This window comes from Psychrobacter sp. LV10R520-6 (assembly GCF_900182925.1).
Taxonomy (GTDB): Bacteria; Pseudomonadota; Gammaproteobacteria; order Pseudomonadales; family Moraxellaceae; genus Psychrobacter.
Genome location: NZ_LT900024.1, coordinates 1,889,059 through 1,901,709, shown reverse-complemented (window position 1 = coordinate 1,901,709; position 12,651 = coordinate 1,889,059). Strand labels below are relative to the sequence as shown.

13 protein-coding genes are annotated in these 12,651 nt (G+C 43.2%); 8 read left to right on the top strand and 5 right to left on the bottom strand.

Annotation, left to right across the window (positions count from 1 at the left end; genetic code table 11):
• The first annotated feature begins 108 nt into the window (after positions 1–108).
• Positions 109–978: an IclR family transcriptional regulator gene (locus U1P77_RS07925; protein WP_321154497.1), complete on the top strand. Its 870-nt coding sequence runs from the start codon at positions 109–111 to the stop codon at positions 976–978.
• Positions 979–1,096: 118 nt separating this feature from the next.
• Here U1P77_RS07925 and U1P77_RS07920 read toward each other — a convergent pair whose 3' ends face one another.
• From U1P77_RS07920 to U1P77_RS07905, 4 genes are all read right to left on the bottom strand, one after another.
• Entirely contained in the window at positions 1,097–1,672 is a 576-nt protein-coding gene (locus U1P77_RS07920; protein WP_321154496.1) for a VOC family protein, read from the bottom strand.
• A 196-nt stretch (positions 1,673–1,868) separates the two neighbouring features.
• Positions 1,869–3,179 (bottom strand): fumarylacetoacetase, encoded by a 1,311-nt coding sequence (gene fahA, locus U1P77_RS07915; RefSeq protein ID WP_414478997.1) that lies wholly within the window; start codon positions 3,177–3,179, stop codon positions 1,869–1,871.
• Between the two features lie 350 nt (positions 3,180–3,529).
• Entirely contained in the window at positions 3,530–4,726 is a 1,197-nt protein-coding gene (locus U1P77_RS07910) for an amino acid aminotransferase (RefSeq protein WP_321154495.1), read from the bottom strand.
• 146 nt (positions 4,727–4,872) lie between these two features.
• A complete protein-coding gene (locus U1P77_RS07905) occupies positions 4,873–5,817 on the bottom strand; it encodes a LysR family transcriptional regulator (protein WP_321154494.1) in 945 nt (314 codons plus the stop codon).
• Positions 5,818–5,952: 135 nt separating this feature from the next.
• Here U1P77_RS07905 and hppD point away from each other — a divergent pair, with 135 nt between their 5' ends.
• From hppD to nhaC, 4 genes are all read left to right on the top strand, one after another.
• Positions 5,953–7,053: a 4-hydroxyphenylpyruvate dioxygenase gene (hppD, locus tag U1P77_RS07900; RefSeq protein ID WP_321154493.1), complete on the top strand. Its 1,101-nt coding sequence runs from the start codon at positions 5,953–5,955 to the stop codon at positions 7,051–7,053.
• A gap of 254 nt (positions 7,054–7,307) precedes the next feature.
• Positions 7,308–8,195, top strand: a complete 888-nt coding sequence (gene phhA, locus U1P77_RS07895) for a phenylalanine 4-monooxygenase (RefSeq protein ID WP_321154492.1) — start codon at positions 7,308–7,310, stop codon at positions 8,193–8,195.
• 217 nt (positions 8,196–8,412) lie between these two features.
• Positions 8,413–8,754, top strand: a complete 342-nt coding sequence (locus U1P77_RS07890) for a 4a-hydroxytetrahydrobiopterin dehydratase (RefSeq protein WP_321154491.1) — start codon at positions 8,413–8,415, stop codon at positions 8,752–8,754.
• A gap of 141 nt (positions 8,755–8,895) precedes the next feature.
• A complete protein-coding gene (gene nhaC / locus U1P77_RS07885; protein ID WP_321154490.1) occupies positions 8,896–10,302 on the top strand; it encodes a Na+/H+ antiporter NhaC in 1,407 nt (468 codons plus the stop codon).
• A gap of 121 nt (positions 10,303–10,423) precedes the next feature.
• Here the strand turns inward: nhaC and U1P77_RS07880 are convergent, their stop codons facing one another.
• A complete protein-coding gene (locus tag U1P77_RS07880) occupies positions 10,424–10,546 on the bottom strand; it encodes a hypothetical protein (RefSeq protein ID WP_321154489.1) in 123 nt (40 codons plus the stop codon).
• Between the two features lie 303 nt (positions 10,547–10,849).
• On the opposite strand from U1P77_RS07880, the gene U1P77_RS07875 reads away from it, so the two are divergent.
• The 3 genes from U1P77_RS07875 to U1P77_RS07865 all read left to right on the top strand — a co-directional run bounded on the left by U1P77_RS07875 (position 10,850) and on the right by U1P77_RS07865 (position 12,647).
• On the top strand, positions 10,850–11,017 hold the full coding sequence (locus tag U1P77_RS07875; protein WP_321154488.1) for a 2Fe-2S iron-sulfur cluster-binding protein: 168 nt from the start codon (positions 10,850–10,852) through the stop codon (positions 11,015–11,017).
• Positions 11,018–11,145: 128 nt separating this feature from the next.
• Positions 11,146–11,658 (top strand): 2Fe-2S iron-sulfur cluster-binding protein, encoded by a 513-nt coding sequence (locus tag U1P77_RS07870; RefSeq protein ID WP_321154487.1) that lies wholly within the window; start codon positions 11,146–11,148, stop codon positions 11,656–11,658.
• Positions 11,655–12,647: an FAD binding domain-containing protein gene (locus U1P77_RS07865; protein ID WP_321154486.1), complete on the top strand. Its 993-nt coding sequence runs from the start codon at positions 11,655–11,657 to the stop codon at positions 12,645–12,647. Before U1P77_RS07870 ends, U1P77_RS07865 begins: the two co-directional genes overlap by 4 nt.
• The last annotated feature ends 4 nt before the right edge of the window (positions 12,648–12,651 follow it).

Genomic DNA, 12,651 nt, shown 5'->3' with positions numbered 1-12,651 from the left:
TAAACTGATAACCTTAAAAGTGAAATCTAGCTTATTTCAAACGGTTAGATATAAGCATCAAGTCGTATCTTTATTTAACTGAGCAAAAAACAGGCCACTGAGCAAATAATGTCATCATCAGATAACGCTTCAACCTTAAATAATTCTTTAACATCGAACAAGAACCAAGGGGGCGTGCAGTCACTTGAGATTGGATTATCGATATTAGATGTCCTCATAGCTTATAACGAGCCTATGATGCTAAAAGACATTGCACAAGCGATGCAGATGCATCCAGCCAAATCCCATCGTTACTTGGTTAGCCTGATTCGTAAAGGCTATGCCCGTAAGCTCGATGATGGACGCTATGGACTGGGAGAGCGAGTTGATGCTCTAGGAGCATTAGCAGCTTTAGGTCATACAGGTCTCAACCAAAATAACATCTTACAGCGACTGACTACGGCTGCCAATGACATTAAAGATGCTCTAAACTGCGGGGTGCAAATCGCCAAGTGGTTTAGTGAAGGACCTATTATTATTCAATCCGTTGAGCCGGATAGCCCGATAAGTATCATCACGCGTATCGGCTCACGCATGCCACTGACAACTTCTGCCACAGGGCAGTTATTTGCCAGCTATCAACCAGATGCGGTCATCGAACCTTTGGTAATGGCAGAATGGCAGAGCAAAGCTGATAGCACTAAGCCACTAAGCAGCGCTGAAATATCAGATAAATGGCTACACTTTACCCAGCTACAAACCGATATCCGCACACAAGGTTATGCGACGGTCACCGGTGATATGTTAATGGGCATCAACGCTATTACTATCCCGGTACTTTTGCCGAAACTTACTCATGCTACAGATGCCCTTATTAAAGAGGTGCCATTAGACTATGCCATTACTATTATCGGTACTTCAGAACAGCTACCAATGAGTCAGCAGCATGAAGTGGCTGACAAAGTACGGGCGATAGCTCAACGTTATCAAATTGCATAAGTATGAATGTCATCAATTAGACCATATACTTATTTTGAGCTTCATAATCTAGTTGATGGCAATCTTTAGCCGCCTTATTAAATGCTAGCTCATTTAATAAAGCACGCCTTATTTTTCATTACTCTCCAACAGGAACCTGCTCTTTTGCTTCGGCAAGCTCTTCAGCATGCAAAAAGTGAGTATGGCCTGGGGCACGTTTGGTACGCGTCCATTCATCAAGCATATCTTTCTTTATTTCTTCAGTAATCATCGAGACTTTTTCTTCTGAAGTAATATCATCGTAGGTCAGTTCCATGCGATGACCATTAGGATCGAAGAAATAGATAGAATGGAAAATACCATGATTGGTAACCCCGATAACCTCAATACCGCCTTCTTCTAAATGCTTTTTAGCAGCTATTAAGGTATCACGGTCTTTTACTTTCATCGCTAGATGCTGCACCCAGTCTGGGGTGTTGGGGTCAAAGCCCATCTCAGGTTGATTGGGCACTTCAAAAAATGCCAATACGTTACCGTTACCGGCATCTAAAAAGACGTGCATATACGGATCAAAGGCATGAGTAGAGGGCACATGATCTTCAGCAAATGCCAAGATGAAGTCCATATGAAGGTGTTTTTTATACCATTCGACGGTCTCTTTCGTGTCTTTACAACGATAAGCGACGTGATGGATTTGTTCTATTTTAAAAGTCATTATCAATATCCTTCTGATAAATAGTTAAAAGAGGGCAGTCACAGTAAAAGTGGTTTAACCACCATAAAAATAAAATGGCTGCTTTACCGTGACTGGGTTGAACTGAACTAAGCTAAACTGAGCTGGATGACGATTCATACGGTGCTTTAGCTGTTATCTAGAGCTTTTATTTAGACGACTGTTATCTAAAGGACTGTTAGTCAGAAAAATTAAAGTCTAAAGCGGGTAATACCTTACTGCGTACCTCACCGAAGCCCACACGAATGCCCTCTTTTTTGGCATGGCCTTTTAGGATTACGGTGTCACCATCTTCAATAAAGCTGCGCGTTTCACCATTATTAAGTTTAACTGGTTTGGTTGCGTTCCAAGCCAGCTCTAGCATTGAGCCGAAAGTGTCTGGCGTTGGCCCTGAAATCGTACCTGAACCCATCATGTCACCAACTTCTACCTTACAGCCAGAGATGGTGTGGTGGGTAAGTTGCTGGGTCATTGACCAATACATATATTTAAAGTTACTTTCACAAAGAACCGTTGCACTATCAGTACTGGCAGCATTTGCTGGTAGCAGCTCTACTGACAAGTTAATATCGAAGCTGTTATCGCTCGTTTTTTCACGTAAGTAGGCCAGCGGCTGAGGATCTTGAGTAGGGATTGAAGTTTTAAAAGGTTGCAGGGCGTCTAAAGTAACAATCCAAGGTGAAATCTCAGAAGCAAAGGTTTTGGCATTAAACGGACCTAAGGGCACATATTCCCATTTTTGAATATCACGAGCTGACCAGTCGTTAAATAACACCATGCCAAAGATATGATCCCAGGCGTTTTCGATAGCGATAGGTTGACCAATTTTGTTAGGTTGACCGACGATAAATGCGGTCTCAAGTTCGAAATCGAGACGCTTACAAGGTGAGAAAATAGGACGCTCATCAGGGCTAGGTTTTAGCTGGCCTGAAGGACGGACAATGTCGGTACCACTGACGATGACGGTGCTGGCGCGACCGTTATAAGCCACAGGCATCTCTTTCCAGTTAGGCAATAAGGCATTGTCAGGATCGCGGAACATGGTGCCGACGTTGGTGGCATGTTCTTTAGAAGAATAAAAGTCAGTGTAGCCGGGAACGCGTACTGGCAAATGCATGGTGACGTCTGCTTGCTTAAACAGCGCTTTTTTCTGCAACTCTTGGTTGTCACCTAAATCTTTGCTGTTGGTAGAGAGTAGGGTTTGGATAGTGTTGCGCGCTTTTGTCCAGTTGTCACGACCGGATTCGATAAAAGGATTTAGCGTGGACTGATCAAAATAGGGGCCACCCTCTAGCGTTAGCAGACCTTCAGTTTCAAGTACTGATAAGTCCAACACTTGATCGCCAATAGCGACACCGGCACGGCGCTTGTTATTGCCAGTAGTGTCTTCAGTCTCACTGAAGATGCCATAAGGAAGGTTATGAATTGAGAAATCAGAATCGCTAGCGATATCGATAAATGAAGTGAGGTTTTTGTCAATCGTTGACATGAAATGCTCCTTGCTAAATTAGTATAAGTGGCTTAATTAAGGTAATAGTTGCTTAGTTAGTATAATAAAAAACAGTGCAATAAATTACGCTATAGTTAACTGCTTACGAATAATGTAATTTATAACCAGTCATATTGCAAGGAGTTTTGGTAACTGTTTTGCTATCTGGTTTGCTATCTGGCGTCGTATAAATCAGTCTTGTTTCCGTCAGCTTATTTCATAATAGGTTGCTTTAGCATGACTTATCCCGGAATAAATTGCCTCAGAATAGAAAGTCTTTTTAAATAAAAAAGCTGAGCAATCGCCCAGCTCTTTTTAACATCAGTTTGTTTATTTAAATCAATCGACAATCAGTCTTTTAAGACTTTTACCATCGCATTAGCAACATAATCAATGTTACTGACATTGAGGCCTGCCACACACATACGTGAGTTGGATACCATGTAGATGCCAAACTCGCTTTGTAGCCGTTCGACTTGCTCAGGCGTCAATCCGGTAAAGCTAAACATGCCGTTTTGACGGGTGATGTAGTCAAAGTCGTGTTCAGGAAGATTGGCTTCTAGCACTGATTTGAGCTTGATACGCATGGCTTTGATACGGTCACGCATGCCATAAACTTCGCCAACCCACTGCTGGTGTAATTGCTCGTCATTCATAACAATATCGACCACACGTCCACCATGCGATGGTGGGCTTGAGTAGATACAACGGACTATAAAGTTAAGCTGACCGAAGACTCGCTCGGCCTCATCTGCGGTAGGACAAACGACTGAGAGACCGCCGACACGCTCGCCATATAACGATAAGTTTTTAGAAAATGAGTTACTGACAAATACTGGCAAACCCATATCAACGGCTTTACGAATAGCATAAGCATCGCTGTCCATATCTTCGCCAAAACCTTGATAAGCGATGTCCATAAATGGGATCAGTTCACGTTGCTTAATGACCTCCAGTACTGTGTCCCATTGCGTTTGGGTCAAGTCCAAGCCGGTTGGGTTATGACAGCAAGGGTGTAATAACACCACATCATTTTTATTTAGCTTTTCAATAAAGCTGACCATATCATCGAATCTGACACTACTGGTGGCTTTGTCGTAGTAAGGGTAAGTGCCCACTTCGACATCTGACCCTTCAAAGATGGCAATGTGATTGCCCCAGGTAGGATCACTAACATAGCACTTGGACTGCGGGAACCATCGATGAATAAACTCAGCGCCTACTTTTAATGCGCCAGAACCACCAATGGTGGCGATGGTAGCAACGCGATTTTCTTGCAAGACGGGAGCGTCTTTACCAAATAATAGCTCCTGACAACCTTTGCGATGCCCAGGCAGTCCTGCCATAGGTAAGTAAGGTCTAGGGGAAATAGGATCGGCAATGCGCTGTTCGGCCGTTTTTACACAGTCGAGTACCGGTAATTCACCGGCTTCATCGTAATAAATACCAATGCCTAAATTTACTTTTTTAGGATTACTATCTGCCAAAAATTTTTCCATAAGCCCTAAAATCGGGTCACCAGCGTAATAGTCGATACGTTCAAACATGTTATTTTCCTTATCTTCTTTATACAACAAAATATAAATCGAGCCGCCAAAAAGCATAGACCAGTTTGATTATTAACTCAACGTTAGATTTCCCCGCAACCCGTTAATTCATTCATTTAACTATTAAAATACTTTTTAAACCTTTCTTAAAAACTCTGTAAATCGTTAAAGTGGTTTTCAAAAGAATAGCTATCAAAATAGGTCTGCAAAAACTGTTTAAAAATAATACTGGCAGGCGATAACCCTCGAGAGGAGCGCTGATAGATAAAAAACCGTCGCATTTTCACGGGTCGTGATAGCGGTCGCATTTGTAACCCATTTGCGCTCACCCAATCAATAACCTCAGGCATATAGGGTAGACACAAGGTAATACCAAAGCCTTGGCGGGTCATCTCAAGCGCAGTGGACATAAAGTTCACTTTATAGCGTGCCTGCTGTATATGGGTGGCAACGGCCTCATCCAGCTCAGCCGTTACTTGCTCGTTGATAGGACCGTTTAGAGTAATGAGCGGGGTTCCTAGCAGCTGCTGCCAAGTGACCTCGCTTTGATGCGCCAGTTCATGATTATCAGGCATCACCACGCAAAACGGCAACTGATATAACAAATCAGCACTGACGTCATCGTCTGCCTCCATAAAGCTAAGCTCTGCTCCTACACCCAAATCTACTTCAATGTTTTGAATGTATTCAAGCACGTTCTCTGCTGAGCAATCTAACAACGACACGCTAATATCGGGATACTCTTTAGTAAATTGTGCTACCACCGCAGGCATGGATGAAGCGGCAAATTGCGATACCGCCAAGCGTACTTGTCCTTGCGCAAGGCTAGTCAAACTGCTTGCTTCATTGACAAACAAGTGCATTTCATTGAGCACTCTACGAGCTTGCGGCAGCAGATTTCGTCCCACTGTAGACAACGACAGCTGCCGGGTAGTGCGATCAAAAAATACTATTTCGAGGTTGGTCTCTAACTCTTTAATCAATCCGCTGACGGCAGACTGGGTCAAATGCATCTGCTCACTGGCACGGGTAAAGCTACCGTTGTCAGCGACTTTGATAAAAGCATCTAGTTGGCGAATACTAATATTCATAAGTAAACCTGATAAATAAATCATAAAAAACAATTAGTCTTATAAATCAAGCTAATCTAATATGAACGCATCGTCAATAAGAATTATTGATTCATAACACTTTTATACCACCAATTGAAATTAAGGATGATTGCAATGGCAGATTTATTTGAAAACCCAATGGGTCTAAACGGGTTTGATTTCGTTGAATTCGCCTCACCTGAACCTGAAGCGGTATCCGCGCTTTTTGAGCAGCTGGGTTTTACTCATGTTGCCAACCATAGATCTAAAGATGTTGCTTTATACCGTCAAGGTGACATCAACCTCATACTAAACCGTGAACCTAAAAGCCAAGCCAGTTATTTTGTTGAAGAGCATGGAGCTGGGGCTAGTAGCATGGGATTTCGAGTTAAAGATGCCAAAAAAGCCTACGAGTTAGCTGTTGAAAACGGTGCCCAGCCAGTAGACGTACCGACTGGTGTTATGGAGCTTAGACTACCCGCTATCAAAGGTATCGGTGGCTCACTGATTTATCTGATAGATCGTTTTAAAGATGGTGAATCTATTTACGATGTCGATTTTGAGTTTCTTCCAGAAGTTGATAGACGTCCGATTGGCCATGGTTTTAAAGTCATCGATCATCTCACGCACAACGTTTACCGTGGTCGTATGGCCTATTGGGCCACTTTTTACGAGCGCATATTCAACTTCCGTGAAATCCGCTTTTTCGATATAAAAGGGGAACACACCGGGCTGACCAGTAAAGCGATGACCGCTCCTGATGGCAAAATCCGTATTCCATTGAATGAAGAATCCAAGCAAGGCGGTGGACAAATCGAAGAGTATTTGATGCACTTTAATGGCGAAGGTATTCAGCACATTGCCTTAGCAAGTGACGACTTATTTGCCAGTATTGATAAGCTTAGAGACGCCGGTATTCCGTTAATGACAGCGCCAACCGATACTTATTATAAAATGCTTGATGAGCGTCTACCGGGTCATGGTGAGAATATCTCTGACCTACAGATGCGCGGTATCTTGCTAGATGGCACAACAGAAGGTGGTACGCCACGGCTACTGCTACAGATTTTCTCTGAAACCATCCTTGGTAGCCCAGTATTCTTCGAATTTATCCAGCGTAAAGGCGATTATGAAGACGGCTTTGGTGAAGGTAACTTTAAAGCACTATTTGAATCGATAGAACGAGACCAAATCAACCGCGGAGTCATTGGTCAAGTTGAAACTGAAGCACAGTAAATAGATCAGTCAGTAACAGTAACAGTAATGGGCAGGACAGAAAGGAGTTTGTCCTGCCACTATTAAGGTATCACTATCAAAATATTGCGAATAAAGCATCGCTAATAAACACCCCCAAATTCAGAACAAAATAATAATGAGTCCAATATAGAACTACGGCAAGGAAACCAAACGAAGACGGTAGCACTCATACGTCTAGCGAGGATGACACCGTAGTACCACTACAGTGGACTTACTTCAGAAGGAAAGCAGGCATGGAAAGCACAGCTTCTACTACTCAAACCCTCAATGTTAATAGCGTCAAGACTAATAGCGCCAAGATTAGCAGCGACCAGACTAGCAACGAAAAGCAACCCTATGTGTCGCATCAAATCGATGCCCATGGTCACATTGATTATAGTGACGATGAACATGCTATGTGGCAAGCGCTGCTTGCTCGTCAAGCCACAAAAATACCCAATCGTGCTTGCTCAGAGTATCTAATAGGGCTGGACAAGCTAAACCTTCCTAAGACTCAGATCCCGCAACTTTATGATATTGACACGGTACTACAAGACACCACTGACTGGCAGACTGCCGCTGTGCCTGCATTGATTAGCTTTGGCAAGTTTTTTAAACTTTTAGCAAATAAACGCTTCCCGGTAGCCACCTTTATCCGTCGTTCTGAGGACATGAACTATATCGAAGAGCCTGATATTTTTCATGAAATCGTCGGGCACTGTCCGCTGCTTACCCACCCTGCTTTTGCTGCCTTTAACGAGACTTATGGCAAGCTGGGATTAAATGCCAGTAAAGAAGAGCGGATGTGTCTGGCCCGGTTATACTGGTTTACCATCGAGTTTGGTTTGGTTGGACAAAGCAGTGACCAAGGCAAGGAATCCCGTAGAATTTATGGCGGCGGTATATTAAGCTCTCCCTCTGAGACCGTCTATGCCCTAAGTGATGAGCCCCAACATCAACCAGAGTGCCGGGAATTTGATTTGTTGGATGTTTTACGCACCCCTTATCGTATTGATCACATCCAGCCCATCTATTACGCCATCGACGATTTAGACACGCTGTTTGATATCTTGAATAGCGACATCATGGGTTATGTCAAAAAGGCTATGAGCCTTGGGCTATTTGACGCTACTTATGCATAAAGCTATTTATATATATAGAAATTCTGGCTTTTATTAGCCTAGCTGTCATTGGCTTAACTGGCATGAGTATTGATACCGCATACAATAAAGACCATAAGCATTAGTACGTTTTTGAGCTACTTTGTGCCTATCGTTGTCTATCACTTAAAACATTGCTTCTATAAATTAGTCATCAAATAAATTATCAATAGAATAAATTTAAACCAAGGAGATTATTATGTCCGAATTATCGCAAGCCAGCTGTGAAGTCTGCCGTATTGGCGCGCCAAAAGTCAGCGATGCAGAAGCAAACGAGTTATTACAACAAATCCCTGATTGGTCATTACTTAAGGTGGATGGTATCAACCAACTACAACGTAAATATAAATTTAAAAACTTTGTTACGGCTATGGCATTTGCCAATCGACTGGGAGATATTGCCGAAGAGGAAGGGCATCACCCTGGCATGTTAGTGGAATGGGGCAAAGTGACGGTTACGTGGTGGTCGCACAGCATCAAAGGCCTGCATAGCAACGACTTTATCATGGCAGCAAAGACAGATAAATTGCTTGATAGATAATCCTAGTCTCTAAATTATATTTTACAGGCTCTAAATCAATTAGAGCCTGTAAAATATAGTCCGTAAAATATAGCTCCTGAATTATAACAACTAAATAAAATTCTAAGAATCCAAACCAAATTGGCAACATAAGGATGTGTTATGCCTCCACAAATACTTACCCAGTTTTCCCCCAAACTGGCGTTTATCATTTCTGCCATTATCATCGCCATTATGGGAATTACCATGATTGGCTTCGGTTGGGTGCCTCATATATCTTTAATACTCGCTATCTGTGTGCTACTGGCCATTGGTATTTTTAAAGGTCTTACCTTTGACGATATGCAATCGCAAATGGCCTCCGGTGTGATGTTGGGTATCAGTGCGATATATCTGTTTTTCTTTATTGGTTTGCTAGTCGCCGCCTTAATGATGTCGGGCGCCATACCGACACTGATGTATTTCGGCTTTGAGCTGATATCTCCGCAGTTTTATTATATCTCTGCCTTTGTCTTGACCTCAATTATCGGGGTAGCGCTGGGCAGTAGTTTGACCACGGCAGCGACTATAGGCGTGGCCTTTATTGGCATGAGTAATGCCTTCGATGCCAACGTCGCTATCGCTGCAGGTGCTATAGTCTCAGGCGCGTTCTTTGCTGATAAGATGTCACCTTTATCCGATACTTGTACGCTTGCTTCATCGGTCGTGGGCATTGATTTGTTTGAGCACATTCGCAATATGATGTACACCACGGTACCAGCGTGGATACTGACAGTCATACTGTTTTGGTTCTTTACTGGGGATACGGTCAATTCTGACTTAAGCCAAGTAACCGCTTTGCAAGCACAGCTTATTGACAGTGGCTTGGTACATGGTTATGCGGTGTTGCCTTTTGTGGTATTGGTGGGCTTAGCAGTGTTTCGGGTCAATGCCGTTTACACTATCATTTGCACCATCGTCACAGCCTTGATAGTCACTTATCTGCATAGCACACCAAGCATTGAGCAATTGGGTGGCTATTTATTCGGAGGCTACAAGCCAGCCGAGACCTTAGATTTAGGCGAAGTTGGTGGTCTGATATCTCGTGGCGGCATGCAAAGCATGTTCTTTACTCAAGCTATTGTGATATTGGCATTAAGCCTCGGTGGACTGCTTAGAGCTTTAGGTGTTTTGCCGGCGTTACTATCCGGAATAAGAGAGTCGTTGACCACTTCAGGGCGAGCAATCTTTGTCGCTGCCATGTCGGCACTAAGTATCAACGTGCTAATCGGCGAGCAGTATTTGAGTATCTTGCTATCAGGTACAGCATTCCGTCCAACCTTTGAGCGCTTGAACTTACACCCCAAAAACTTATCTCGCACTATCGAAGATGCGGGCACAGTAATCAACCCATTGGTACCTTGGAGTGTGTGCGGTGTGTTTATCAGTCAAGCTTTAGGCGTGCCAGTACTTGAGTATCTACCTTATGCCTTCTTCTGTTATCTGTCGCTACTACTGACTTTACTATTTGGCTTTACTGGGATTACTATTAGTAAGGCCGATCCAGTTAAGCAAGAAGTTAACAGTTAATACTTTTTAACCCTTTTAACTCTCTAAGTTTCTTTTATGGGAACGTCACTCTTATTGGGTAGCATAACTAAAAGCAGTTAAACACGAGAAGCAGTTAAATACGAAAGGCAGTCAAGTTACTCTAACTTTGACTGCCTTTTTTTTGCGCTTTATTTGGTGGACTGATTCCTGTCATACGTATTACCTCCGCTATTTTTGATTTGCGTTCTACTACTAGCAGAACCGATAAATTACATAACATCATAGAAAAACTCTTTTATGGACTTAAAAAGCTATTTAATCGAATACCTTTGCTAGGTATATTATTTATATCAAATAAAAATGATGTTGATAGAAGTAGAGGACGTATTGAGTAGTCACAAATGATATATGCTACTTCAATTCATTGATTTGACGTCTTATTTTAAAAGTTAAAAGCTAAGAGCGACCAAGAAAAATACAATAAAACCCTTTTATAAGTCAGAAGAAATTAATTAACATTTAATCTACAGACTAGCCATAACACCTCATCTAAAATTTTATTATCATCTGCCAGGGAGAAGCCAGCATGTCTACCTTGACGTTAACAATCAATCAGCAGGATTATGAATTTGATACTCTTGATACGCGAACGACCCTGCTTGATGTCTGTCGTCACCATCTACACATTACCGGACCAAAAAAGGGCTGCGACCATGGGCAGTGTGGGGCTTGTACTATAGTCAGTACCAAATAAAATAGATACAAACATGGTTTCGTATAACTGGCAGAAATTTTTCTAGCTTGCTGTGTGACTGCGTCACTCCAGAGGCTTCGAAAATTTCTCCCAGCCATACGGTGTTCGTTTTAAAGTGGCTCAACTATATGCTCATCAACGGACGGCGAGTCAATTCTTGTTTGACACTAGCAGTCATGCACGATGGTGATGAGATTACGACGATCGAAGGCATTGGTATGCCTGAATCGCTATCGGAGCTGCAACAAGCCTTTAAGGAGCCTGATGCGTTTCAGTGTGGTTATTGCACGCCCGGACAGATTTGTTCAGCGACGGCATTGATAGAAGAGGTCAAACAACAGTGGCCCAGTCATGTAACTACTGATTTGCAGAATCCTAATGGACTGCTAGTACAAGCAATTGCTGAGCGCATGAGCGGTAATATCTGTCGTTGCTCAGCCTATCCCAACATCATTAAAGCCATCTCACAAGTACTAGAGAGTCAAATAACAGAGCAGGCTACGACATCTACTGAGCAATTAACACAACAGTCAACCGTAAGCGGGATTTGGTCGCCACCCCCGAGTGAGACGCAGCTGGGTAGTCAATCAGCAAAAAATAAAAATAACACTGCCAGTAGTACATCAGGAGGTCGCTCATGAAGTGCTTTGAATATAGCCGTGCCAGTACACCAGAGCAAGCAGCGACTTCTGCCAGCCCTACCGATGCCTCATTTATTGCTGGTGGCACCAATTTACTAGATTTGATGAAGTTGGAGATTGAAACCCCACTCAAACTGGTTGATGTTACTCGATTAGAATTACAACAAGTTGAAACGGCCGCTGATGGTGGTCTACGTATCGGTACGCTCGTGACCAACAGTGATTTGGCGGCGCACCCTGACGTTATTAAAAATTATTCCGTGTTATCACGGGCGATTTTGGCAGGGGCAACTAGACAGCTGCGTAACAGAGCCACGACAGGCGGTAATCTATTACAGCGGACCCGTTGCTATTATTTTTATCAGACGGACAGCCCTTGTAATAAGCGCGAGCCGGGTTCTGGCTGTCCAGCCATTAATGGTGAAAACCGTACGCTTGCTATCTTAGGAACGAGTGAAGCTTGTATTGCCCAGCATCCCTCTGACATGGCGGTCGCTATGCGTTTGCTAGGTGCCACTGTTGAGACTATAAAGGCCGATGGTTCTACTCGCAAGATTGCGATTGAATACTTTTATTGTTTGCCAAAAGACACTCCGCATATTGAGACTGTCCTAGAGACCGGCGAGCTGATTACTCATGTCTTCTTACCTGCCCCTATCAAAGGGATGCATACTTATGACAAAGTCCGTGACCGCGCCTCTTATGCGTTTGCATTGGTATCTTGTGCCGCGATAATAGATATTGATAATAATGGAAGCTTGACGACAGTGCGCTTGGCGTTTGGTGGTATCGGTACCGAGCCGTGGCGTAACGAAGACGTTGAGGTGTTATTGACGGATACTGATGGTAACAACGACGTTATCACGCAAGCAGCAGATTTATTATTGAAAGATGCCAAAGGCAGCGGCCAAAACGACTTCAAAATACCGTTAACACGTCGCCTACTAAAACAAGTCATTCAGCGCGCATTAGCGGGCAAGGGAGCATAATCAT